The 23,412-nt window shown below is 54.1% G+C and carries 17 protein-coding genes; 11 read left to right on the plus strand and 6 right to left on the minus strand.

The genetic code is table 11. The features are described from left to right. Nucleotides 1–18 precede the first annotated feature (18 nt). The 3 genes from ycaR (at nucleotide 19) to P0H77_RS08695 (ending at nucleotide 1,980) form a co-directional block, all read left to right on the plus strand. Complete coding sequence (gene ycaR, locus P0H77_RS08685; RefSeq protein WP_276164492.1) at nucleotides 19–201, plus strand: protein YcaR; 183 nt, start codon at nucleotides 19–21, stop codon at nucleotides 199–201. Then, entirely contained in the window at nucleotides 198–944 is a 747-nt protein-coding gene (kdsB, locus tag P0H77_RS08690) for a 3-deoxy-manno-octulosonate cytidylyltransferase (RefSeq protein ID WP_276164493.1), read from the plus strand. The genes ycaR and kdsB overlap by 4 nt, the downstream gene beginning before the upstream one ends. A gap of 142 nt (nucleotides 945–1,086) precedes the next feature. Then, on the plus strand, nucleotides 1,087–1,980 hold the full coding sequence (locus P0H77_RS08695; protein WP_276165081.1) for a YcbJ family phosphotransferase: 894 nt from the start codon (nucleotides 1,087–1,089) through the stop codon (nucleotides 1,978–1,980). Here P0H77_RS08695 and elyC read toward each other — a convergent pair. Continuing rightward, nucleotides 1,957–2,736 carry an envelope biogenesis factor ElyC gene (elyC, locus tag P0H77_RS08700; RefSeq protein ID WP_276164494.1) on the minus strand — a complete coding sequence of 260 codons (780 nt, stop codon included), beginning with the start codon at nucleotides 2,734–2,736 and terminating at the stop codon, nucleotides 1,957–1,959. The genes P0H77_RS08695 and elyC overlap by 24 nt on opposite strands. A gap of 121 nt (nucleotides 2,737–2,857) precedes the next feature. Between elyC and cmoM the strand changes: the two genes are divergently transcribed. The 7 genes from cmoM (at nucleotide 2,858) to P0H77_RS08735 (ending at nucleotide 13,496) form a co-directional block, all read left to right on the plus strand. Next, complete coding sequence (gene cmoM / locus P0H77_RS08705; RefSeq protein WP_276164495.1) at nucleotides 2,858–3,652, plus strand: tRNA uridine 5-oxyacetic acid(34) methyltransferase CmoM; 795 nt, start codon at nucleotides 2,858–2,860, stop codon at nucleotides 3,650–3,652. Continuing rightward, on the plus strand, nucleotides 3,645–4,967 hold the full coding sequence (gene mukF, locus P0H77_RS08710; protein WP_276164496.1) for a chromosome partition protein MukF: 1,323 nt from the start codon (nucleotides 3,645–3,647) through the stop codon (nucleotides 4,965–4,967). Before cmoM ends, mukF begins: the two co-directional genes overlap by 8 nt. Then, a complete protein-coding gene (gene mukE, locus P0H77_RS08715; RefSeq protein ID WP_276164497.1) occupies nucleotides 4,948–5,652 on the plus strand; it encodes a chromosome partition protein MukE in 705 nt (234 codons plus the stop codon). The genes mukF and mukE overlap by 20 nt, the downstream gene beginning before the upstream one ends. After that, the gene (mukB, locus tag P0H77_RS08720) at nucleotides 5,652–10,100 is read left to right on the plus strand and encodes a chromosome partition protein MukB (RefSeq protein WP_276164498.1); all 4,449 of its coding nucleotides are present in this window, start codon (nucleotides 5,652–5,654) and stop codon (nucleotides 10,098–10,100) included. The genes mukE and mukB overlap by 1 nt, the downstream gene beginning before the upstream one ends. A 174-nt stretch (nucleotides 10,101–10,274) precedes the next feature. After that, nucleotides 10,275–12,083 (plus strand): L,D-transpeptidase, encoded by a 1,809-nt coding sequence (ldtD, locus tag P0H77_RS08725; RefSeq protein ID WP_276164499.1) that lies wholly within the window; start codon nucleotides 10,275–10,277, stop codon nucleotides 12,081–12,083. Nucleotides 12,084–12,269: 186 nt separating this feature from the next. Beyond that, the gene (locus tag P0H77_RS08730) at nucleotides 12,270–12,821 is read left to right on the plus strand and encodes a YcbK family protein (protein ID WP_276164500.1); all 552 of its coding nucleotides are present in this window, start codon (nucleotides 12,270–12,272) and stop codon (nucleotides 12,819–12,821) included. A gap of 27 nt (nucleotides 12,822–12,848) precedes the next feature. Next, complete coding sequence (locus P0H77_RS08735; protein WP_276164501.1) at nucleotides 12,849–13,496, plus strand: MBL fold metallo-hydrolase; 648 nt, start codon at nucleotides 12,849–12,851, stop codon at nucleotides 13,494–13,496. 57 nt (nucleotides 13,497–13,553) lie between these two features. Here the strand turns inward: P0H77_RS08735 and P0H77_RS08740 are convergent, their stop codons facing one another. The 5 genes from P0H77_RS08740 to P0H77_RS08760 form a co-directional block, all read right to left on the minus strand. Then, complete coding sequence (locus P0H77_RS08740; protein WP_276164502.1) at nucleotides 13,554–14,744, minus strand: amino acid aminotransferase; 1,191 nt, start codon at nucleotides 14,742–14,744, stop codon at nucleotides 13,554–13,556. Nucleotides 14,745–14,923: 179 nt separating this feature from the next. Continuing rightward, nucleotides 14,924–15,994, minus strand: coding sequence for a porin OmpF (ompF, locus tag P0H77_RS08745; RefSeq protein ID WP_276164503.1), 1,071 nt, complete (start codon nucleotides 15,992–15,994; stop codon nucleotides 14,924–14,926). A gap of 592 nt (nucleotides 15,995–16,586) precedes the next feature. Beyond that, the gene (asnS, locus tag P0H77_RS08750) at nucleotides 16,587–17,987 is read right to left on the minus strand and encodes an asparagine--tRNA ligase (protein ID WP_276164504.1); all 1,401 of its coding nucleotides are present in this window, start codon (nucleotides 17,985–17,987) and stop codon (nucleotides 16,587–16,589) included. 196 nt (nucleotides 17,988–18,183) lie between these two features. Further along, nucleotides 18,184–19,386: a nicotinate phosphoribosyltransferase gene (gene pncB, locus P0H77_RS08755; protein ID WP_276164505.1), complete on the minus strand. Its 1,203-nt coding sequence runs from the start codon at nucleotides 19,384–19,386 to the stop codon at nucleotides 18,184–18,186. Nucleotides 19,387–19,676: 290 nt separating this feature from the next. After that, a complete protein-coding gene (locus tag P0H77_RS08760; RefSeq protein ID WP_276164506.1) occupies nucleotides 19,677–20,342 on the minus strand; it encodes an epoxyqueuosine reductase QueH in 666 nt (221 codons plus the stop codon). A 285-nt stretch (nucleotides 20,343–20,627) separates the two neighbouring features. On the opposite strand from P0H77_RS08760, the gene pepN reads away from it, so the two are divergent. Next, complete coding sequence (pepN, locus tag P0H77_RS08765) at nucleotides 20,628–23,240, plus strand: aminopeptidase N (protein ID WP_276164507.1); 2,613 nt, start codon at nucleotides 20,628–20,630, stop codon at nucleotides 23,238–23,240. Nucleotides 23,241–23,412: the final 172 nt, after the last annotated feature.

Genomic DNA, 23,412 nt, shown 5'->3' on the forward strand with positions numbered 1-23,412 from the left:
GGTCCCTCTGGAGGAATTATGGATCATCGTTTGCTTGAAATCATTGCCTGCCCGGTCTGTAACGGCAAGTTATATTATAGCCAGGATAAACAGGAGCTTATCTGTAAACCCGATCACCTGGCGTTTCCGCTGCGTGACGGTATTCCGGTGCTGCTGGAAACCGAAGCCCGTCAGCTAAATGCAGAAGAGAGCCGTCCATGAGTTTCGTGGTTATTATTCCGGCGCGCTACGCCTCAACCCGCCTGCCGGGCAAACCTCTCCAGGATATCAACGGCAAACCGATGATCCTGCACGTGCTGGATCGCGCCCGCGAATCCGGCGCGGCGCGCATCATCGTGGCAACCGATCATCCGGACGTGGCCAGCGCCGTGGAAGCGGCGGGGGGCGAAGTCTGCATGACGCGTGCCGATCACCAGTCCGGCACCGAAAGGCTGGCGGAAGTGGTGGAGAAATGCGCTTTCAGCGATGACACTATCATCGTCAATATTCAGGGTGACGAGCCGATGATCCCGCCGGCGATTGTGCGTCAGGTGGCAGAAAATATTGCCGCGAGTGAGGCGGGCATGGCGACGCTGGCGGTGCCGATCCACGATGCTGAAGAGGCTTTTAACCCGAATGCGGTTAAAGTGGTGATGAATGAACAGGGCTATGCCCTCTATTTTTCTCGCGCAACAATCCCGTGGGATCGCGATCGTTTTGCCCGGTCGCGCGAGACTATTGGCGATACGCTGCTGCGTCACATCGGCATTTACGCCTATCGCGCCGGTTTTATCCGCCGCTATGTCAGCTGGGCGCCCAGCCCACTTGAGCAAATCGAAATGCTGGAGCAGCTTCGGGTGCTGTGGTACGGCGAAAAAATCCATGTTGCCGTTGCCCAACAAGTCCCGGGTACCGGTGTAGATACGCCAGAAGATCTCGAACGGGTGCGCGCAGATATGCGCTGATCCCCGTCTCCCTTCCAGCCGGAGGGGAGACAAATTTTCATTATTTTTTCAACTTTTCTGTTGCACCTTTGATCTTACCCGGTGACATCCTCCCTTCAGGCGCTCATTATGAAATCAGTCACATTCATAAGGGTTATCCGTGATGGAACAATTGCGTGCCGAATTAAGCCACCTGCTAGGTGAAAAACTCAGTCGGCTGGAATGCGTCAATGAGAAAGCCGATTCTTCGCTGTGGTCGTTATACGATTCGCAGGGCAACCCTATGCCGTTGATGGCGAAAAGTTTTACCACGCCGGGCCTTGCCAGACAGCTTGCCTGGAAAGTATCCATGCTGGCGCGTAGCGGTACGGTAAGAATGCCCGTGGTCTATGGCGTTCTCACCCATGAAGAGCATCCGGGGCCGGATGTCCTGCTGATTGAACGGCTACGTGGCGTGCCGGTAGAAGCACCTGCGCGTACCCCCCAGCGCTGGGAGCAGCTTAAGGATCAAATCGTCGAAGGCCTGCTGGCATGGCATCGTCAGGATAGCCGTGGCTGCGTAGGGATGGTGGATAATACTCAGGAAAACCTGTGGCCGCAGTGGTATCGCCAGCGGATCGAAATGCTCTGGAGCACGCTCAATCTTTATCACAATACCGGGTTAACCATGCAGGATAAGCGGCTGCTGTTTCGCGCCCGTGAATGCCTGCCAGCGCTGTTTGAGGGCTTTAACGACAATTGTGTGCTGGTGCACGGTAATCTGACGCTGATGAGCATGCTCAAAGACGCACGTACCGATCAACTGCTGGCGATGGTCGGGCCGGGCATCATGCTATGGGCTCCGCGAGAGTATGAACTGTTTCGCCTGGCGGATAACCGGCTGGCAGAAGATCTGCTGTGGCATTACCTGCAACGTGCGCCGGTAGCGGAAGCCTTTCTCTGGCGTCGCTGGCTTTATTTGTTGTGGGATGAAGTGGCGCAACTGGTGAATACCGGACGCTTTGACCGCGCCCGGTTCGATCTGGCGGCAAAATCACTCGTGCCCTGGCTCACCTGACGCGCCTTTCAGCCACTGCCAGACGCGGCCCAGCGTTTCATACGCGACGCGATCGCTGTGGCCCAGCCATGCCGGGGAAGGGATCGCCCGCTCCCACGGATTTAGCGGTGAGTCAATCGCCAGCTGATTCGCGGGAGCCGGAAGCGGATGCAAACCCACGTGGCGGAAGAAAATCATTGCACGCGGCAGATGCGAAGCGGAGGTCACCAGCAGGAAAGGCGCATCACCAATTGCCTTTTTAACCGCAGCGGCTTCTTCTTCCGTATCTTTTGGATGGTCGAGGGTAATAATGTCGCTGCGCGGCACGCCAAGGCTTTCGGCGACCCTGGCCCCAACTTCAGCGGTACTGACGTTATTACTCACCGCCACGCCACCGGTAAAAATCAGCTTCGATCCCGGGTTCGCACGCCATAACCGTATTCCCTCATTCAGCCGCGGCAAACTGTTATTAATCAGGTTTGAACTCGGTGCCCACTGCGGGTTCCACGTATACCCACCACCCAGCACCACTACGTACTGAACCTGCTCATGGCCGTTCCAGGTAGCGTATTTATTTTCAATGGGACGGAGTAAACTATCGGCCACAGGCTGCAGGCTCAGCAACAGCAGCGCCAGCCAGCCGAAGGTGATAAAACCTTTACCGGTTTTCTGAAAGCGGCTGAACCAGAGCAGCACTACGCCGCAGCCAATCAATAAAAGTAACAGAGGCAGGGGTAATATCATCCCGCCGACGAATTTTTTTAGCGTAAAAAGCATCCTTCGTGGTTCCTTTTTTAACCATACAACCTTGCTTTGTCCGGGATATTACACCAGATTGCTTCATTCTCTGCCCGGCTGTGACAAAATAGCGCCTTTAACAGGATCGCGGAGTGAAGTTATGCAGGATCGCAATTTCGATGACATCGCGGAAAAGTTTGCCCGCAATATTTATGGCACCACTAAGGGCCAGCTGCGTCAGGCGATCCTGTGGCAGGATCTCGATAGTCTGCTCGCGTCATATGGCAACCGTCCACTGCGCATTCTTGATGCGGGCGGCGGAGAAGGTCAGACGGCGATTAAAATGGCGGAACGTGGACATCACGTAACGTTGTGCGATCTTTCCGCTGAAATGATCGCGCGTGCGCGACTGGCAGCGGCAGATAAAGGTGTGAGCGACAACATGCATTTTGTACAATGCCCGGCTCAGGAGATCGCTCAGCATTTGGAATCGCCGGTTGATCTGATATTGTTTCACGCGGTGCTTGAGTGGATTGCCGAACCGCAGCGCATGTTGCAAACGTTATGGTCGGTATTATCTCCCGGCGGCGCGCTGTCGCTGATGTTCTACAACGCCAACGGTTTTTTAATGCACAATATGGTGGCCGGCAATTTTGACTACGTGCAGGCGGGAATGCCGAAAAAGAAAAAGCGAACCCTCTCGCCGGACTATCCACGCGATCCGCAGCAGGTCTATAGCTGGCTGCAAGACGCAGGATGGCAGATAACCGGGAAAACCGGCGTGCGGGTATTTCATGATTATTTGCGCGAAAAACATCAGCAGCATGATTGCTATGCCGCGCTGCTGGCATTAGAAACGCGCTATTGCCGTCAGGAACCCTATATTAGCCTGGGCCGTTACATTCACGTCACTGCGCGTAAACCGCAGGAAGATGCAAGGATAACCGATGAGTGAATTTTCCCAGACAGTCCCCGAACTGGTTGCCTGGGCCAGAAAAAATGATTTCTCCATTCAGTTGCCGGTCGACAGGCTCTCATTTTTACTGGCTGTCGCCACGTTAAACAGCGAACGGCTGGAAGGTGAAATGACGGAAGGCGTCCTTATTGACGCTTTCCGTCACGTCAGCGATGCGTTTGAGCAAACCAGCGAAACCATTGGCGTGCGTGCGAATAACGCCATCAACGATATGGTACGTCAACGTCTGCTGAACCGCTTTACCAGCGAACAGGCGGAAGGTAATGCCATTTACCGCCTGACGCCGCTGGGAATTGGCATCACCGACTACTATATTCGCCAGCGCGAATTCTCCACCCTTCGGCTTTCTATGCAGTTGTCGATCGTCGCAAGCGAACTGAAACGCGCCGCTGACGCTGCCGTTGAAGGGGGAGATGAATTCCACTGGCACCGCAACGTTTATGCTCCCCTGAAATATTCGGTGGCGGAAATTTTTGACAGTATCGATCTTACCCAGCGTTTGATGGATGAGCAGCAACAGTCGGTCAAAGACGATATCGCCCAACTGCTGAACAAAGACTGGCGGGCGGCGATCTCCAGCTGCGAACTGTTGCTCTCTGAAACCTCCGGCACGCTGCGTGAATTGCAGGATACGCTCGATGCGGCAGGCGATAAGCTCCAGGCTAACCTGTTGCTCATTCAGGATGCCATTCTGCTGCGTGACGATCTGAATTTTGTCGATCGACTGGTGTTCGATCTGCAAAGTAAGCTGGACCGCATCGTCAGCTGGGGGCAACAGGCCATTGACCTGTGGATCGGATACGATCGTCACGTACATAAATTTATCCGTACCGCGATTGATATGGATAAAAACCGCGTCTTTGCCCAGCGGCTGCGCCAGTCGGTACAAACGTATCTGGATGCTCCCTGGGCGTTGACCTACGCCAGCGCCGATCGTTTGCTCGATATGCGCGATGAAGAGATGGCGCTGCGCGATGAAGAGGTTACCGGTGAGCTTCCGGCAGACCTTGAGTTTGAAGAGTTTAACGAGATCCGCGAGCAGCTTGCTGCGATGATTGAACAGCAGCTGGAAGTCTACAAAACCAGAAGTCTGCCGTTGGATCTCGGACTCGTTGTGCGCGAGTATCTGACGCAGTATCCGCGCGCGCGCCATTTTGACGTGGCGCGTATTGTCGTGGACCAGGCCGTGCGCCTGGGCGTTGCACAAGCTGATTTCAGTGGGCTGCAGGCACAATGGCAGCCAATTAATGATTACGGAGCCAAGGTACAGGCGCATGTCATTGACAAATATTGAACAAATGATGCCAGTTAAAATGGCACAGGCTCTGGCCAACCCGCTTTTTCCGGCGCTGGATAGCGCGCTACGTTCGGGTCGCCATATTGGTCTTGACGAGCTGGATAACCATGCCTTCCTGATGGATTTCCAGGAGTATCTGGAAGAGTTTTACGCTCGCTATAACGTAGAATTGATCCGCGCGCCGGAAGGGTTCTTCTACCTGCGTCCGCGTTCGACCACGCTTATCCCACGTTCGGTCCTCTCTGAGCTGGATATGTTGGTGGGTAAAATCCTCTGCTACCTCTATCTCAGCCCGGAACGTCTGGCTAACGAAGGCATTTTCACGCAGCAGGAACTGTACGACGAACTGCTTACCCTGGCGGATGAAAGTAAGCTGCTGAAGCTGGTCAACAACCGTTCTACCGGTTCTGACGTTGACCGACAGAAACTGCAGGAAAAAGTGCGTTCGTCGCTTAACCGCCTGCGCCGTCTGGGAATGGTGTGGTTTATGGGGCATGACAGCAGCAAGTTTCGCATTACGGAATCCGTTTTCCGCTTTGGTGCCGATGTGCGCAGCGGCGACGATCCGCGCGAAGCACAATTGCGGATGATCCGCGACGGTGAAGCGATGCCGATTGAAAATCATCTGCAGCTGAATGATGAAGCCGAAGAAAGCCAGCCTGATAGCGGAGAGGAAGAATAATGTTAGAACGCGGTAAGTTTCGTTCGCTAACGCTGATTAACTGGAACGGCTTTTTTGCCCGTACCTTTGACCTTGATGAACTGGTCACCACCTTGTCCGGGGGGAACGGGGCCGGTAAATCCACCACCATGGCGGCTTTCGTCACGGCGCTGATCCCGGATCTGACGCTGCTGCATTTCCGTAACACCACCGAAGCCGGGGCCACCAGCGGTTCCCGCGATAAGGGCCTGCACGGTAAGCTAAAGGCCGGGGTATGTTACTCGGTGCTGGACGTGATCAACTCCCGTCATCAGCGGGTGCTGGTGGGGGTCCGATTACAGCAGGTTGCCGGACGCGATCGCAAAGTCGATATCAAACCGTTTGCCATCCAGGGCCTGCCGATGTCAGTCGGGCCGACCGAACTGTTGACCGAAGCATTAAACGAGCGCCAGGCGCGGGTGTTAACGCTTCCGGAACTGAAAGAGAAACTCGAAGCGACGGAAGGCGTACAGTTCAGGCAGTTTAACTCGATTACCGACTACCACTCGCTGATGTTCGATCTGGGCGTCGTGGCGCGTCGTCTGCGCTCGGCCTCAGACCGCAGTAAGTACTATCGCCTGATTGAAGCCTCGCTGTACGGCGGTATTTCCAGCGCCATCACCCGTTCCCTGCGCGACTATCTGCTGCCGGAAAATAGCGGCGTGCGTAAAGCCTTCCAGGATATGGAAGCCGCGCTGCGCGAAAACCGGATGACGCTGGAAGCCATCCGCGTGACGCAGTCGGATCGCGATCTGTTCAAGCATTTGATTTCCGAAGCCACAGATTATGTGGCGGCAGATTATATGCGTCACGCCAACGAACGCCGGGTCCATCTCGACAAGGCGCTGGAGTTCCGGCGTGAACTGTTTACCTCGCGTAAGAAACTGGCGGCGGAGCAGTACAAACATGTCGAGATGGCGCGTGAATTGCAGGAGCACAACGGTGCAGAAGGGGATCTGGAGGCCGATTACCAGGCGGCCAGCGATCACCTGAACCTGGTGCAAACCGCGCTGCGTCAGCAGGAAAAAATCGAACGTTACGAGTCGGATCTGGAAGAGTTGCAAATCCGTCTCGAAGAGCAGAATGAGGTGGTCGCCGAAGCCGTTGACCGCCAGGAAGATAACGAAGCGCGGGCGGAAGCCGCTGAGCTGGAAGTGGATGAGCTGAAAAACCAGCTTGCCGACTACCAGCAGGCGCTGGACGTGCAGCAAACCCGCGCCATTCAGTACAACCAGGCGTTACAGGCCCTCCAGCGCGCGCGCGAACTGTGCCATCTGCCGGACCTGACGGCGGACAGCGCGGACGAGTGGCTGGAAACCTTCCAGGCGAAAGAGCAGGAAGCCACCGAGCGCCTGCTGTCGCTGGAACAGAAGATGAACGTGGCGCAAAGCGCGCACAAGCAATTTGAGCAGGCGTTTCAGCTGGTGGAAGCCATCAACGGCCCGCTGGCCCGCGATGAAGCCTGGGACATTGCGCGTGAATTACTGCGTGACGGCGTCAACCAGCGCCATCTTGCTGAGCAGGCGCAGCCGCTGCGCAGCCGCCTGAGCGAGCTGGAACAGCGTCTGCGCGAACAGCAGGACGCTGAGCGCCTGTTAGCCGAATTCAACAAGCGCCAGGGTAAACGTTACGCTATCGAGGAACTTGAGGAGCTGCATCAGGAACTGGAAGCGCGTATTGCCAGCCTGTCCGACAGCGTCTCAAACGCCCACGAAAAACGCATGAATCTGCGGCAGGAGCTTGAACAAACGCAGGCACGCATTCAGGCGCTGCAAAAGCGTGCGCCGGTCTGGCTGGCCGCGCAAAGCAGCCTGAACCAGCTTGCCGATCAGTGTGGCGAAACCTTCGAAACCAGCCAGGACGTAACGGAGTACCTGCAACAGCTGCTGGAGCGTGAGCGAGAATCTATCGTTTTACGCGATGAAGTTGGCGCACGTAAAAACGCCGTTGATGAAGAGATTGAGCGTCTTAGTCAGCCGGGCGGATCGGAAGATCAGCGGCTTAACGCGCTGGCCGAACGTTTTGGCGGCGTGCTTCTTTCTGAAATTTACGATGACGTTAGCCTGGAAGATGCGCCGTACTTCTCCGCGCTGTATGGGCCGTCGCGTCATGCGATCGTGGTGCCGGACCTGTCGCTTCTGACCGAACAGCTCGAAGGGCTGGAAGATTGCCCGGAAGATCTGTATCTGATCGAGGGCGATTCGCAGTCGTTTGACGATAGCGTATTCGCCGTTGATGAACTGGAAAAAGCGGTGGTGGTGAAAATCGCCGACCGCCAGTGGCGTTACTCCCGCTTCCCTGAACTACCGCTGTTTGGCCGCGCCGCGCGTGAAAGCCGTATTGAAAGCCTGCACGCCGAGCGTGAAACGCTTTCCGAACGCTTTGCCACGCTGTCGTTTGACGTGCAGAAGACCCAGCGTCTGCACCAGGCTTTCAGCCGCTTTATCGGCAGCCATCTGGCGGTGGCGTTTAAAGACGATCCGGAAGTGGAAATTCGTCAGTTAACCACCCGCCGTGGTGAACTGGAACGTGGGCTTACCAGCCACGAAAGTGACAACGAACAGCAGCGCGCGCAGTTTGAACTGGCGAAAGAGGGCGTTTCACAGCTCAACCGTCTTCTGCCGCGCCTGAACCTGCTGGCGGATGAAACGCTTGCTGACCGGGTCGATGAAATTCAGGAGCGTCTGGACGAGGCGCAGGAAGCCGTGCGCTTTATTCAGCAACACGGTAATCAACTGGCAAAACTTGAGCCGCTGGTGTCCGTGCTGCAAAGCGATCCGGAACAGTTTGAACAGCTCAAGGAAGATTACGCCTGGTCGCAGCAGACCCAGCGTGACGCTCGCCAGCAGGCGTTTGCGCTGACGGAAGTGGTCCAGCGCCGGGCGCACTTTGGCTATTCCGACTCGGCAGAAATGCTCAGCGGCAACAGCGATCTGAATGAAAAACTGCGCCAGCGTCTTGAGCAGGCGGAAGCTGAACGTAGCCGCACCCGCGATGCCCTGCGTACGCATGCGGCCCAGCTCAGTCAGTACAATCAGGTGCTGGCGTCGCTGAAAAGCTCATACGACACCAAAAAAGAGCTGCTGGGCGACCTGCATAAAGAGTTGCAGGATATTGGCGTGCGTGCCGACAACGGTGCGGAAGAGCGTGCGCGTAGTCGTCGCGATGAACTGCACAGCCAGTTAAGCAATAACCGTGCGCGGCGCAATCAGCTGGAAAAAGCGTTGACCTTCTGCGAGGCGGAAATGGACAACCTGACCCGTAAACTGCGCGCGCTGGAACGTGATTATCTCGCCATGCGTGAGCAGGTGGTGAGCGCCAAAGCGGGCTGGTGTGCGGTTATGCGGCTGGTGAAAGACAACGGCGTGGAACGTCGCCTGCACCGGCGTGAGCTGGCCTATCTCTCCGCTGATGAGCTGCGATCTATGTCGGATAAGGCGCTGGGTGCGCTGCGTCTGGCGGTGGCCGATAACGAGCACCTGCGCGACGTGCTGCGCATGTCGGAAGATCCGAAACGTCCTGAGCGTAAGATTCAGTTCTTCGTGGCGGTCTATCAGCACCTGCGCGAGCGTATCCGCCAGGATATCATTCGCACCGACGATCCGGTTGAAGCCATCGAGCAGATGGAAATTGAGCTGAGTCGCCTGACGGAGGAGCTGACCACCCGCGAGCAGAAACTGGCGATTAGCTCAAAAAGTGCAGCGAACATTATCCGTAAGACCATTCAGCGTGAGCAGAACCGTATCCGGATGCTTAACCAGGGACTGCAAAGCGTCTCCTTTGGCCAGGTCAACAGCGTGCGTCTCAACGTCAACGTCCGTGAAGCCCACGCGACCCTGCTGGATGTGCTTTCTGAGCAGCATGAACAGCATCAGGATCTGTTTAACAGCAATCGTCTGACCTTTTCGGAAGCGCTGGCGAAGCTGTACCAGCGTCTGAATCCGCAGATCGACATGGGACAGCGCACGCCGCAAACCATCGGTGAAGAACTGCTCGACTACCGCAACTATCTGGAGATGGAAGTGGAAGTTAACCGTGGTTCTGACGGCTGGTTACGCGCGGAATCCGGTGCCCTGTCAACCGGTGAAGCGATCGGTACCGGGATGTCTATCCTGGTGATGGTGGTGCAGAGCTGGGAAGATGAATCGCGTCGCCTGCGCGGCAAAGACATTTCGCCGTGCCGTCTGCTGTTCCTCGACGAAGCGGCGCGTCTGGATGCGCGCTCCATCGCCACACTCTTTGAACTGTGTGACCGGCTTGAAATGCAGCTTATCATCGCTGCGCCGGAAAACATCAGTCCGGAAAAAGGCACCACCTATAAACTGGTTCGTAAAGTCTTCCAGAATACGGAACATGTACACGTGGTCGGGCTGCGAGGTTTTGCCCCGCAGTTGCCGGATCCGCTGCCGGGCACCGCAGACGTTTCGTAGTAGTCCGAAAAAGGACCCAAAAGGCGGCAGCGATGCCGCCTTTTTTGTATTCAGTATTACCTTAGAAGGGTGCTAATATCTTTAATCTTCTTTACATTAGGTAAGGCAAAACCGGTTTTGTCTTTATATACTGAGAGAAAGCGGACATTACATCGTCAAAACAGGGGGCAAAGGATGTTGCTAAAGGGTAATTATGGTCGTCGATTGTCAGCATTAAGTTTATGTCTGGCGTTCGCATTTGCTCCACTGTTCAACGCCCAGGCCGATGAGCCTGAAGTGGTTCCTGGGGATAACGTCGCCGCAATGAGCGAAGGCTCACAGCCGCTGGCCCAGTCCAGTGCCGTCGAAATGATGACCGGTGTACGGGCGTTTCCGGAGAACCAGTCTCCGCAGGCGGGACGCACCGAAATTGAATCGCTGCTTCCGGCCGGATACTCTCCCGTCTATCTCAACGCGCTGGCATCGCTGTATGCGGCGCGAGAAATGAAGCCGATGTGGGAAAACCGCGAGGCGGTAAAGGCGTTTCAGCAGCAGCTGGCAGAAGTGGCCATCGCCGGTTTTCAGCCGCAGTTTACGACCTGGGTGCAGTTATTGACCGATCCTGCGGTTACCGGAATGGCGCGTGACGTTGTGCTTTCCGATGCCATGATGGGCTACCTGCACTTTGTCAGCGGTATTCCGGTCAAGGGCAATCGCTGGCTTTACAGCAGTAAACCTTACGCGCTGGCAACGCCGCCGCTGTCGGTGATCAACCAATGGCAGATGGCGCTGGATGACGGTTCGCTGCCGCAGTTTATCGCCACGCTTGCGCCGCAGCATTCGCAGTATGAGGCGATGCATCAGGCGTTGCTTGCGCTGACAGAAGATCGTCGCCCGTGGCCACAACTGACCGGTAAAGTCTCGCTGCGTCCAGGACAGTGGAGTAACGATATTCCGGCGCTGCGCGAGATCCTTGAGCGTAACGGTATGCTGGATGGTGGTCCTGACATTGCCCTTCCCGGTGATGCTGCCGTGAGTCCTTCAGCGGTTTCTACGGAAACTAACGCAACGGCGAAAAAACCGGCCCAGCCAGTGCGCGCGGCCTACGATAAAACCCTGGTGGATGCGGTGAAGCGTTTCCAGGCGTGGCAGGGGCTGGGTGCCGACGGCATTATTGGCGGGGCGACCCGCGACTGGCTGAATGTTTCACCTGCGCAACGTGCGGGCGTAATGGCGCTTAACATTCAGCGATTGCGTCTGCTGCCGGGCAAGCTTTCTACCGGCATTATGGTCAATATTCCCGCCTATTCGCTGGTGTATTATCAGAATGGCGATCCGGTGCTGGATTCGCGTGTCATTGTCGGTCGTCCCGATCGCAAGACGCCGATGATGAGCAGCGCATTAAATAACGTGGTGGTTAACCCACCGTGGAACGTACCGCCGACGCTGGCGCGGAAAGACATTCTGCCGAAGGTGTGGAACGATCCGGGTTATCTGGAGCGTCATGGTTATACGGTTAAGCGTGGCTGGAACAGCAATGAGACAATCGATCCGTGGAATGTAGACTGGGCAACCATTACGCCGTCTAATCTACCTTTCCGATTCCAGCAGGCTCCGGGGGCGCACAACTCGCTTGGCCGTTATAAATTTAACATGCCGAGTTCAGATGCCATCTATCTGCATGATACGCCGAACCATACCCTGTTCCAGCGCGACGCGCGTGCGCTGAGCTCCGGCTGTGTCCGCGTTAATAAAGCCGCTGAACTGGCAAATATGTTATTAACGGATGCCGGCTGGAATGACACGCGCATTTCGGGCGCGTTAAAACAGGGTGATACCCGCTACGTTAATATTCCGCAAACTATTCCGGTCAATCTCTATTATTTGACCGCGTTTATTGGCGCTGATGGTAAAGCGCAGTATCGAACAGATATTTACAATTACGATCTCACTGCGCGATCTGGCGCACAAATTATGGAAAAAGCGGAACAATTAATCAGGTAAATGAAGTAGTTCAGAAAAAGTAAGTGCCGAAAGGATCAGCAAAAAAACGGGCCTGCATCGCTGCATGGCCCGTTTTTGCTGGGTTTGGTAGCCTTGACGCCAGAGATAATGCCCGGTAAGGTGCATTCGTGCGCCAGAAGTGCATAAATTACCAACACTAATACTTTTACTGTAGACCTGATTATCATGGACAAATTTGACGCTAATCGCCGCAAGTTGCTGGCGTTAGGTGGCGTTGCGCTGGGCGCAGCTGCCATCTTACCGACGCCTGCATTTGCCACCCTCTCGACCCCACGGCCGCGTATTTTGACGTTAAACAACCTGCATACAGGTGAGTCAATTAAAGCGGAGTTTTTCGATGGCAGAGGCTATATTCAGGATGAATTAGCAAAACTTAACCATTTTTTTCGCGATTACCGCGCGAATAAAATAAAGTCCATCGACCCTAAATTATTCGATCAGCTTTACCGTTTACAGGGATTGTTGGGCACGCGCAAACCGGTGCAGCTTATCTCCGGCTATCGTTCGCTAAACACTAACGATGACCTGCGCAGGCACAGTAGCGGTGTGGCAAAAAACAGTTACCACACCAAAGGCCAGGCAATGGATTTCCATATCGAAGGCATTTCATTAAGCAATGTTCGCAAAGCAGCGTTATCTATGCGCTCAGGTGGTGTAGGATATTACCCGAGTAGCAACTTTGTGCATATTGATACCGGGCCAGCGCGCCACTGGTAATCAAACGCTTAATGAAACAGGAGCAGCATGAACTATCGTATTATTCCGGTAACCGCCTTCTCGCAAAACTGTTCACTGATCTGGTGTGAGCAAACAACACAGGCGGCGCTGGTCGATCCCGGCGGCGATGCCGAACGCATTAAACAGGAAGTTGCCGCGTCCGGCGTGACGCTAACGCAGATCTTGCTTACCCATGGACATCTCGATCACGTTGGAGCCGCTGCGGAGCTGGCAGCATTCTACAGCGTACCGATAGTGGGACCGGAAAAAGAGGATGAGTTCTGGCTTCAGGGTTTACCCGCCCAGAGCCGGATGTTTGGGCTGGAAGATTGTCAGCCGCTGACGCCGGATCGCTGGCTTAACGAGGGCGACAAGGTGAGCGTTGGTAACGTGAACCTTGAAGTGCTGCATTGTCCCGGACATACGCCAGGGCATATCGTGTTTTTCGATCCACTTTCCCGTTTGCTGGTCTCAGGGGACGTGATTTTTAAAGGCGGAGTAGGGCGCAGTGATTTCCCGCGTGGCGATCACGGGCAACTTATTGATGCCATCAAGCGCAAATTGTTGCCATTAGGTGATGACGTCACCTTCATTCCCGGCCACGGTCCGATGTCGACGCTTGGCCATGAAAGGCTGCATAATCCTTTCCTGCAGGATGAAATGCCGGTCTGGTAACAACGTCTTCGTTAAAAAATGCCGCATCACGATGCGGCATTTTTAATGGTCTCTGTCTTATAACACCGCAACAATTGCTTCGCACAGCGGAGCCATATTATCCGGCGTCATCCCGGCAACGTTGACGCGTCCGGACGCTACCGCATACACCCCGAACTCTTCACGCAGACGCAGCACCTGATCTTTGGTCAGGCCGCTGAACGAAAACATGCCGTTCTGTTTGGTAATAAAGCTAAAGTCACGGTTAGCTCCTTTTTCCTGAAGGGTGTTCACAAACAGTAAACGCATACGCTGGATGCGCTGGCGCATGTCGGTCAGCTCCTGCTCCCAGATGGCGCGCAGCGCGTCGTTGCTGAGGATCGTCGCCACTACCGCAGCACCGTGCGCCGGTGGGTTGGAGTAGTTAGCGCGGATGGTCGACTTCATCTGGCTAAAAGCGCGATCGGCGGTTGCGGTATCGCCCGCTACCAGCGTGCAGGCACCGACACGCTCGTTGTACAGGCCGAAATTCTTGGAGAATGAGCTGGCGACAATCAGCTCCTGATGCAGTGCCGCAAACGCACGCAGACCTTCGGCATCCTCTTCCAGCCCGCGGGCAAAGCCCTGATAGGCGAAATCAAATAACGGCAACCAGCCTTTTTCGACCGACAGCTGTGCCAGCTGCTGCCACTGTTCCAGCGTCGGATCGATGCCGGTAGGGTTATGGCAGCAACCGTGGAAAAGCACGACGTCACCCGCTTGTGCTTCGTTAAGGCTCGCCAGCAGGCCGTCAAAATCGAGAGCATGGTTAGCCGCGTCATAGTAATTGTATTCGCGTACCTCCAGCCCCGCCGCGTTAAATACGCCTTTGTGGTTCGGCCAGCTCGGATTGCTGACCCAGATGCGTTTAGCGTTGGTATTTTTAGCGATAAAATCAGCCGCCACACGCAGGGCACCCGTCCCGCCTGGGGTCTGAGCAGTACGCGCACGCTTATCGCTGACAATGCTGCTGCCTTTGCCGAATAATAATTCCTGAGTGCAACGGCCAAATTCCGGAATACCGTCAATACCAAGGTAATTTTTGGTGGTTTCGTTTTCCAGCAGGTATTGTTCTGCTTTCTTCACGCTGGTCAGTACCGGCGTCTTGCCGGTTTCATCTTTATAGACGCCAATACCGAGGTTGATTTTTCCCGGACGGTCATCGGCACGAAACAGATCGGCAAGGCCCAGAATAGGGTCGGCAGGGGCTGCGGTAATGTTCTCAAACATGGCGAAGTTCCATTGTGATTACAGAAGGGAGATCCGCTATCAGGTTAACGGTAGATGGCGCAAATGCCAACCGTTTGCGACAAAAAGCGCGGGTCTTTTTAAAAGAGAAAACATTTGCCTGACAGACATAAAAAAACAGGACCGAAGTCCTGTTTTTCAAGCATATAACAGTGGTGTTATTAGAACTGGTAAACGATACCCACTGCAACAGTGTCATCAGAACCAATACCCAGCTCGTTGTCGCTGTCGATCTGGTTGATGATGTAGTCTACGTAGGTAGACATGTTTTTGTTGAAGTAGTAGGTAGCGCCCACTTCGAAGTAGTTCACTACGTCAACGTCGCCGATGCCTTCAACATCTTTTGCTTTAGATTTGGTATAGCCCAGGGACGGACGCAGACCGAAGTCGAACTGATACTGTGCAACCAGCAGCACGTCTTCAGTTTTGTTCGCGTAACCACCAGGGATACGGCTTGCGTTACGGGTTTCGCTATAGGTACCGGCGAGGTAGATGTTGTTCGCATCATACTTAACAGAGGTCGCCCACTGCTCAGCTTTCGCGCCCTGACCCAGAGCCAGCGCTTCCTGATCGTTGGTACGGTCAGCTGCACCGTAAGCACCGACAACGCCGAAGCCGTCAACTTCATAGCTCAGAGAGCCAGCCCAGCCGTCGCCGTTAGAACGGTTAACGGTAGAACGTTCGTTTTTGCCCAGGTACTGTGCAGCAAAGTTCAGGCCGTCAACCAGACCGAAGAAGTTGGAGTTACGGTACGTTGCCAGACCGCCGGTACGGCCAGCGAAGAACTGGTCAGAACCTGCGGTGTCGCCGCCGAACTCAGGCAGCATATCGGTGTAACCCAGTGCGTCGTATACCAGGCCGTAGTTACGACCGTAGTCGAATGAACCAGCGTCGCCAAATTTCAGACCTGCGAATGCCAGACGGGTTTTGTTGCCGTCCTGTGCGTCAGCGCCTTCAGAGTTGTTACCGTTGAACTGATATTCCCACTGGCCGTAACCGGTCAGCTGGTCATTAATCTGAGTTTCCCCTTTGAAACCAAGACGGGCGTAGGTCTGGTCGCCGTTACCGCCGTAGCTGTTATCGCCATTATCTTTAGAGAAGTAGTGCAGACCTACTGCTTTACCGTAAATATCAACTTTGTTGCCATCTTTGTTGTAAACTTCAGCAGCGTTAGCCGCACCCGCTACCAGCAGGGCAGGGATAACCACTGCCAGGATATTGCGCTTCATCATTATTTATTACCCTCATTGGTTTTTTTTGAACACCTGCCACTGCCGCCAATAAATTCTGTCAATATAAATTTACGGAACCATTGATGAGAGTTTGGTGTCTTTCTGTGTCTGAGAGGCATCTTTCCATTCATAACAACGTTTCGCTAGCCTGAAAGTGCTACAAATGTCTAAAATGAGTAACAAAAAGAAATAATGTGTAAAAAAGTATTAATTTTAAGGAACTTTGTGAGACACCTCTAACTTCCGGAGCGATCGCTTATTAAAACAGCGTCTTATGCGCTATATATATGAAAAGCTTATATTTAATTTAGATAAAAGCCTTTCTTATCGTCAGACCAGTGCAATGACGTTTTTTCCTCTGACATGATTTAGCCATCTGGATAGCCGGTTATAGCAGTCAAATTATGCTATGTGATAAGAAATAACTTAGGCGCAATAAGAATGTGGGATTATTTTTGTACACTTTTGTTACATCGAAACGGAGTGTTACAGTCCGGGCTGAAAAAGGCGGTTGAAAGTAGAATTTGCTGAAGGTTATTGACAAAACGGGCAGGAATAGAAAAAAGCCAGCCGAAGCTGGCTTCTTACACCATCAGAATGTGGCGTTGCGCGGAGTACGTGGGAACGGGATCACGTCGCGGACGTTTTGTACGCCAGTGACATACGCAATCAGGCGTTCAAAGCCAAGGCCGAAACCTGAGTGCGGTACGGTGCCATAGCGACGCAGATCGCGATACCACCAGTAATCCTCTTTGTTGAGGCCCATTTCCGCCATGCGTGCGTCCAGCACGTCCAGACGCTCCTCACGCTGCGAACCACCGATGATCTCACCAATACCCGGTGCGAGAACGTCCATGGCAGCCACGGTTTTACCGTCATCGTTAAGGCGCATATAGAACGCCTTAATATCTTTCGGATAGTTTTTGACAACCACCGGCGCTTTAAAGTGCTGCTCAGCGAGATAGCGCTCATGCTCGGAAGAGAGGTCTACACCCCAGTAAACCGGGTTCTCAAATTTCTGGTCGCAGTTTTCGAGGATGGTTACTGCGTCAGTGTAATCTACCTGCGCGAAATCGGCGGAAATAAAGCGTTCCAGACGTTGAATAGCGTCTTTATCCACGCGTTCTGCGAAGAATTTCAGGTCGTCCATACGCTCGTCGAGTACCGCTTTAAAGACGTATTTCAGCATGGCTTCCGCCAGACGGGCGTTGTCTTCGAGATCGGCAAAGGCGATTTCCGGCTCCAGCATCCAGAACTCTGCCAGATGGCGGCTGGTGTTGGAGTTTTCGGCACGGAAGGTTGGCCCAAAGGTATACACTTTTGACAACGCACAGGCATACGTTTCGGCGTTAAGCTGCCCGGACACGGTCAGGAAGGCTTCTTTGCCGAAGAAATCCTGATCGAAGTCGATTTTCCCCTGATCGTTGCGCGGCAGATTTTCCAGGTCCAGCGTAGAGACGCGGAACATTTCGCCCGCGCCTTCGGTATCGGAGGCGGTGATAAGCGGCGTTGATACCCAGAAAAAGCCCTGCTCGTGGAAGAAACGATGCAGCGCCTGCGCCAGGGTATGACGTACGCGGGCGACCGCGCCAATCAGGTTGGTACGCGGGCGCATGTGGGCGACTTCACGCAGGTACTCGATGCTATGGCGTTTTGCCGCCATCGGGTAGGTATCCGGATCGTCCACCCAGCCGGCAACGTCTACAGAGGTCGCCTGAAGTTCAAACGCCTGGCCCTGTCCCGGCGAGGCGGTAACCACGCCGGTGACGATAACTGAGCAACCGGTGGTCAGGTGCAGTACATCATCATTGTAATTGGGCAGAGAATTATTTATGACGGCCTGGACAGGATCAAAGCAGGAACCGTCGTAAACGGCGAGGAAGGAGATGCCAGCTTTTGAATCTCGACGGGTACGTACCCATCCGCGCACGGTGACTTCACTGTCAACGGCAACGCGGCCCTGGAGTACGTCGGCTACAGGCACAACGCTCATAAATAGTCTCTCTGTTAACTGTTAATAGTCCAATGAACATATAAATCCACCCCTGGCGGGGGGGTTACCTATGTTACCTGTCATCCGCCATCAGACAAGCAGAATTCGCAGCGTGAAGGGAATAAATCGGAAAATAACAATGACAAAGGGAGCCGTTACGGCTCCCTTTTCAGACCTGACGTGATTCAGACTGATACTAGCTGGCTTTTTTCACTTTAGGCAGATCGAACGCTTTACGCAGCGCGCGCACGAAGGCTTTATCATGGCAAATAGTTTTGCCCGGACTGTCGGACAGCTTGGCAACCGGCTTACCGTTACATTCCACCAGCTTAATGACAATATTCAGCGGTTTCACCTGATGGATATCGCAGGTCAGGCGGGTGCCGATGCCAAAGCCCAGATTGATGCGATCGGCAAAGTGCCGATACAGATCAAAGGCTTTGTTGAGATCGAGATTATCGGAGAACACCAGCGTCTTGCTTAACGGGTCGATACCCAGCTTCTGATAATGCGCGATGGCCTTTTCACCCCATTCAACCGGATCGCCGGAATCGTGGCGCAGTCCCTGATAGCGAGTAGCAAACTCGGGGCCAAAGTCGCGCAGGAAGGCATCCATGGTAATACAGTCGGTAAGTGCAATACCCAGCTGATCCGGGTATTCCGTTAACCAGGCGGCAAGCGCGGCGCGCTGGCTGGTGGCGAGGTCCGGGCTGATTTGCTGATGCGCCTGGAACCATTCATGCGCCTGCGTCCCCATCGGCGTAAGCGACAGACGCCGGGCGAGATCGTAATTGCTGGTGCCGACGAACCACGGTTCCTGCTGTAAACGGTGGACGATGGCCTGCTGCACGTCACGGGAAAAGCGGCGGCGGGTGCCAAAATCCATCAGCCGGAACGCTGACATGTCGGTGTCTGCCGTCAGCGCCGAAAACGCCGCAAGCTTTTGCTCCAGCGCATCCAGCGCCAGTTGCGTGGTTGCTTCAGGTGAGCGGTAACGATGAACCAGTTCACTCACCACCGCCAGCAGCGGAACTTCCCACATAATCACTTCCCGCCACGGCCCGGCAAGACGAATGCTTAACTTGCCATCTTCATTACTGACCGTCACCTGCGACGGGTCGTAACGGAAATCGCGAAGCCAGTCGAGGTAGTCTTTTTTAAAGAAGGGCAGGCCGGACAGCCACTGATACTCGTCATCCTGCAAGCGGAGGGATTGCATCGCCTCAACCTGTTCACGAATAGCATCGGCATAAATACCCAGCAGATCGTCTCCACGGCAGCGGAACTCAGCCGCGACCTGTACGTCGTAGTAATGGTGGAAAACTGCCTGCTGCATATGCAGCTTGTAGGCGTCAGTATCAAGCAGCGAATACAGTATAGGAGAAGCGAATTGTCTCATGGTGCGCTGTAGCGTCCTCTTACAGGAGCGTTTCCATCTCAAACCGGGTAGATAAAAGACGCACGAGTATACCCTGATTATCTGTTTATTAAACCCCAATCACAACACAAGCTGACTATTGGATCGAGAGCAATTCGTGCCACATGTTACCTGAATGTAGAAAAAGATCGCTTAACCCTAAGAAAATTAAGCTTTTTAAGAGCCAGCCCGTTTCAGGCAGGTTTAAATGTGTAAAACCATTTTCTATGGCTTTTGTTTAGTATAGCGAACCATTTGTCAGGACGGGGAGATCAGGGGGTCTTATCCTGTTCGTCCGCGCCGTAATACAGTTTCCCCAGTTTAATAAGATCGCGACCCTGAGATTTGCGGTGCAGATTGCTGTCACGAAGGGAATAAATACAGCCGCAATACTCCTGCTGATAAAACCGCTCGCGCTTGCTGATGTCGATCATTCGCGCAGAGCCGCCCTGTTTGCGCCAGTTATAATCCCAGTAAGTCAGCGCATAAGCAGCGGCAGCGCGATGACCGCAATCGTTAATCTGCTGCATGTTTTTCCAACGGGAAATACCCAGTGAACTGCTGATAACATTAAATCCATTTTCCGCCGCGTATAAGGCAGTACGCTCAAAACGCATATCAAAGCACATGGTGCAGCGCGCGCCGCGCTCAGGTTCCCACTCCATGCCTTTCGCCCGTTCGAACCAGTTATCGGTATCATAATCCGCATCAACAAAAGGCACACCGTGCTTGCTGGCAAAACGGATATTTTCATCCTTGCGCAGAAGATATTCCTTTTGCGGATGGATATTGGGGTTATAGAAGAAAATGGTGTAGTCAATACCAGACGCCTGTATGGCTTCCATCACTTCGCCTGAGCAAGGGGCGCAGCAGGAGTGCAACAGCAGTCGGGTTTCATTATCAGGTAGCGTCAATTTTGGGCGGGTAAATTCTTGCATCTTTTTTGGCCTTTAGCCCGAGAATCATTGCTGTGAACAATAACAAAAATTGAACACTATTTTAACCTTTGCGGCGATAATCTGGATTTCCGGCGCTGACCTGACATAGAGTGTCACGCATTCATCTTGTCAAAACGAACCATGACTGGCCCCGTTGATGCCAGAGCGTAAGAAATGGTGCAATTTGCGCCCTTGACGGTGAAAGATGTTTATTCTGCATAGCGCGATCCAGGCAACAGGAATAGACTGGAATCGATACCTAACTGAAGATGCTAAAGGTTTTTTATGACACAACAGCCACAAGCCAAATACCGCCACGACTATCGTGCGCCTGACTACCTGATTAGTGATATTGACCTGACCTTTGACCTGGATGCCACAAAAACCGTGGTGACGGCGGTAAGCCAGGTTTCTCGCCAGGGGGCGTCTGAGGTTCCACTGAAACTGGACGGCGAAGATTTGACGCTGGTTTCCCTGCATGTCAACGACCAGCCGTGGACTGAGTATCAGCTGGAAGAGCGTCATCTGGTGATTTCCGGGTTGCCGGAGCGCTTTACGCTGCGTATTGTGAATGAAATCAGCCCGTCAGCGAATACCGCCCTTGAAGGGCTTTATCAGTCGGGGGATGCACTCTGTACCCAGTGCGAGGCTGAAGGCTTCCGTCACATCACCTGGTATCTTGACCGTCCGGACGTGCTGGCGCGGTTTACGACTAAATTAATTGCTGACAAGACTAAATACCCGTTCCTGCTCTCTAATGGCAATCGTATCGACCAGGGCGAGCTGGAAAATGGCCGCCACTGGGTGCAGTGGCAGGATCCGTTCCCGAAACCGTGCTATCTGTTTGCGCTGGTGGCCGGTGATTTCGACGTGCTGCGCGACACCTTTACCACCCGTTCAGGCCGTGAGGTTGCGCTGGAGCTGTTTGTCGATCGCGGCAATCTTGACCGCGCGCCGTGGGCGATGACCTCGCTGAAAAATTCGATGAAATGGGACGAAACGCGTTTCTCTCTCGAATACGACCTTGATATCTACATGATTGTGGCGGTGGATTTCTTTAACATGGGCGCGATGGAGAATAAAGGACTGAACGTCTTTAACTCTAAATATGTGCTGGCCCGTACCGATACCGCGACGGATAAAGATTACCTTGATATTGAGCGCGTCATCGGCCACGAATATTTCCATAACTGGACCGGCAACCGCGTAACCTGTCGCGACTGGTTCCAGCTCAGTCTGAAAGAGGGGCTGACCGTCTTCCGCGATCAGGAGTTCAGTTCCGATCTCGGCTCGCGCGCCGTCAACCGCATTAATAACGTACGCACCATGCGCGGCCTGCAATTTGCCGAAGACGCCAGCCCAATGGCGCACCCGATCCGCCCGGATCAGGTTATCGAAATGAACAACTTCTACACCCTGACGGTGTATGAGAAAGGGGCGGAAGTGATCCGCATGCTGCACACGCTGCTGGGCGAAGAAAATTTCCAGAAAGGCATGCAGCTTTATTTCGAACGCCATGACGGTAGCGCCGCAACCTGCGATGACTTTGTACAGGCGATGGAAGATGCCTCGAACGTCGATCTCTCCCATTTCCGCCGCTGGTACAGCCAGTCCGGGACACCGGTCGTGACCGTTCGTGATGATTTCGACGCTGAGAACAGTCAGTATACCCTGACAATCAGTCAGCATACGCCGCCGACCGCCGAGCAGCCGGAAAAAGCACCGCTGCATATCCCGTTTGATATCGAACTGTATGACGGCGAAGGGCAGGTTATTGCGCTGCAAAAAGGCGGGCATCCGGTGCACCATGTGCTGAATGTGACCGAAGCTGAACAGAGCTTCATCTTTGATAATATCACTACGCCGCCGATCCCCTCATTGCTGCGTGAATTCTCCGCGCCGGTGAAACTCGAGTATAAATGGAGCGATCAGCAGCTTACTTTCCTGATGCGCCATGCGCGAAACGATTTCTCCCGCTGGGATGCGGCGCAAAGCCTGCTGGCTATCTGGATCAAACTGAACGTGGCTCGCTATCAGCAGGGACAGCCGCTCTCCTTACCAATCCATGTCGCCGACGCTTTCCGCGGCATTCTGCTGGATGAGCATATCGATCCGGCGCTGGCCGCGGAGATCCTGACCCTGCCGTCGGCAACGGAAATCGCTGAGCTGTTCGAGATTATCGATCCTATCGCGATTGTCGCGGTGCGCGAAGCGCTGACGCGTACGCTGGCGACCGAACTGGCCGACGAATTCCTTGCGGTCTACAACGCCAACAAACTCGATACTTATCGTGTGGATCACGCCGATATTGGCAAGCGCACGCTGCGCAATGCCTGCCTGCGCTATCTGGCGTTTGGTGACGAGGCGCTGGCGGTGAAACTGGTCAGCCAACAATATCATCATGCTGATAACATGACCGATGCGCTGGCGGCGCTTTCTGCTGCCGTGGCGGCTCAGCTACCGTGTCGTGATGCGCTGATGCAGGAATACGATGATAAATGGCATCAGGATGGTCTGGTGATGGACAAATGGTTTGTCCTGCAATCGACCAGCCCGGCCGAAAACGTGCTGGAAACCGTGCGTGGCCTGCTCAAACACCGTTCGTTCACCCTCAGCAACCCGAACCGCATCCGCTCGCTGATCGGCGCATTCGCCAGCAGCAACCCGGCGGCGTTCCATGCCGAAGATGGCAGCGGCTATGCATTTATGGTTGAAATGCTGACCGAGCTTAACAGCCGTAACCCGCAGGTGGCGTCACGGCTGATCGAGCCGCTGATCCGTCTGAAACGCTATGACGAAAAACGTCAGGCACTGATGCGTTCTGCGCTGGAACAGCTGAAAAACCTGCCAAATCTGTCCGGTGATTTGTACGAGAAAATCGTCAAAGCGCTGGCCTGATCCTCTTCGTTATCCATCCAGCCGGGCAAACATGGCGTTGCCCGGCTTTTTTTCATCCTGAAAACAGTACCGCGCAATAAATAATCGCTTGATTCACGTAACGAGAAAACGATCACAAAATCGCCAGGCAAGATCTGGCACATTCAATTAGTCCTAATTAAGGACTAATTGG

Source organism: Superficieibacter sp. HKU1 (assembly GCF_029319185.1).
GTDB lineage: Bacteria > Pseudomonadota > Gammaproteobacteria > Enterobacterales > Enterobacteriaceae > Superficieibacter.

Coding starts and splice junctions, on each gene's coding strand:
- pncB (WP_276164505.1), bottom strand. CDS start 19,386: ATGAGACAATTCGCTTCTCCTATACTGTATTCGCTGCTTGATACTGAC.
- P0H77_RS08735 (WP_276164501.1), top strand. CDS start 12,849: ATGAACTATCGTATTATTCCGGTAACCGCCTTCTCGCAAAACTGTTCA.
- P0H77_RS08695 (WP_276165081.1), top strand. CDS start 1,087: ATGGAACAATTGCGTGCCGAATTAAGCCACCTGCTAGGTGAAAAACTC.
- cmoM (WP_276164495.1), top strand. CDS start 2,858: ATGCAGGATCGCAATTTCGATGACATCGCGGAAAAGTTTGCCCGCAAT.
- ompF (WP_276164503.1), bottom strand. CDS start 15,994: ATGATGAAGCGCAATATCCTGGCAGTGGTTATCCCTGCCCTGCTGGTA.
- mukB (WP_276164498.1), top strand. CDS start 5,652: ATGTTAGAACGCGGTAAGTTTCGTTCGCTAACGCTGATTAACTGGAAC.
- kdsB (WP_276164493.1), top strand. CDS start 198: ATGAGTTTCGTGGTTATTATTCCGGCGCGCTACGCCTCAACCCGCCTG.
- ldtD (WP_276164499.1), top strand. CDS start 10,275: ATGTTGCTAAAGGGTAATTATGGTCGTCGATTGTCAGCATTAAGTTTA.
- P0H77_RS08760 (WP_276164506.1), bottom strand. CDS start 20,342: ATGCAAGAATTTACCCGCCCAAAATTGACGCTACCTGATAATGAAACC.
- mukF (WP_276164496.1), top strand. CDS start 3,645: ATGAGTGAATTTTCCCAGACAGTCCCCGAACTGGTTGCCTGGGCCAGA.
- P0H77_RS08730 (WP_276164500.1), top strand. CDS start 12,270: ATGGACAAATTTGACGCTAATCGCCGCAAGTTGCTGGCGTTAGGTGGC.
- elyC (WP_276164494.1), bottom strand. CDS start 2,736: ATGCTTTTTACGCTAAAAAAATTCGTCGGCGGGATGATATTACCCCTG.
- mukE (WP_276164497.1), top strand. CDS start 4,948: ATGTCATTGACAAATATTGAACAAATGATGCCAGTTAAAATGGCACAG.
- P0H77_RS08740 (WP_276164502.1), bottom strand. CDS start 14,744: ATGTTTGAGAACATTACCGCAGCCCCTGCCGACCCTATTCTGGGCCTT.
- pepN (WP_276164507.1), top strand. CDS start 20,628: ATGACACAACAGCCACAAGCCAAATACCGCCACGACTATCGTGCGCCT.
- ycaR (WP_276164492.1), top strand. CDS start 19: ATGGATCATCGTTTGCTTGAAATCATTGCCTGCCCGGTCTGTAACGGC.
- asnS (WP_276164504.1), bottom strand. CDS start 17,987: ATGAGCGTTGTGCCTGTAGCCGACGTACTCCAGGGCCGCGTTGCCGTT.